Raw genomic sequence first — 794 nt, forward strand, 5'->3', positions numbered from 1 at the left:
TATTAGTTAATTATACTTAAATACGAATTATGCTCTAATCTGCTTTATAACAGGCGATTCCAATACTATCATCACGGTCTTCCAATCCATCTTATAGGTAGGAACTCCTTCTCGAAGTACAACTTTCTTAAATCGATATTCATTGCTGAAAGTACGTTCGTGAAGGTCATAGACATGATGCTTATATTGAAACAACCTTATCGTTCGTCGGTCACGAGACATATAAATATAGATGTCACCATTGAGAGGGTCACGATGATATATATTACGTATGATCTCAGAGAGACGAGGCCCCTTGTACCTCATATCATGAAGCATGGGTAAGTAGTAGAAGTTGTCAAGACCTGAGAGCCTTAGCATAATCCCTCCAATCTAGACACTAAGTCCTTCATGCCGGCATAGTCAAGCCCACCCTTCTTGACAAACAAACCATCCGTCGTTTGGATGGTAATGAGTATGCCACCCTTCGACTTCTTTTTTTGGGGCTTGGATGCTGGCTGAGATGGGACTTCAACATCATCTGTCTCTTCATCTGTAGGTGCTCCTTCTATTTCAACAGGGATAACAGTATCCTTGGCATGCTTCTTGAACCACGCATAGAATTGCTTGTATGGAACACCTTGGTTAATACAAAAGGAATTAATTGAAATTCCATGTGGCTCCCCTTCCGTCTTGTAGCGGAACCAGAATGTCTGAAAGTCTTTGTCGCTGTACATTTTACTTACGTTTAAAATTACTGGCGACAAAGTTACATCTTCTTTCTCAAATCACCAAATCCGTTTTTGGACGCTTAC

2 protein-coding genes are annotated in these 794 nt (G+C 40.6%); both read right to left on the reverse strand.

Annotation, left to right across the window (positions count from 1 at the left end):
* Positions 1-27 precede the first annotated feature (27 nt).
* Positions 28-360 carry an IS66 family insertion sequence element accessory protein TnpB gene (gene tnpB / locus ACTQ16_RS16660; protein ID WP_293480932.1) on the reverse strand — a complete coding sequence of 111 codons (333 nt, stop codon included), beginning with the start codon at positions 358-360 and terminating at the stop codon, positions 28-30.
* Positions 354-716 (reverse strand): IS66 family insertion sequence element accessory protein TnpA, encoded by a 363-nt coding sequence (gene tnpA / locus ACTQ16_RS16665; protein ID WP_298529082.1) that lies wholly within the window; start codon positions 714-716, stop codon positions 354-356. Before tnpA ends, tnpB begins: the two co-directional genes overlap by 7 nt.
* Positions 717-794 lie beyond the last annotated feature (78 nt).

It is taken from the genome of Prevotella sp. LCP21S3_D2, assembly GCF_052118345.1.
Taxonomy (GTDB): domain Bacteria; phylum Bacteroidota; class Bacteroidia; order Bacteroidales; family Bacteroidaceae; genus Prevotella.

Bases quoted from the DNA above. Each gene is read 5' to 3' on its own strand.
- tnpB (WP_293480932.1), bottom strand. From the start codon at position 360: ATGCTAAGGCTCTCAGGTCTTGACAACTTCTACTACTTACCCATGCTT.
- tnpA (WP_298529082.1), bottom strand. From the start codon at position 716: ATGTACAGCGACAAAGACTTTCAGACATTCTGGTTCCGCTACAAGACG.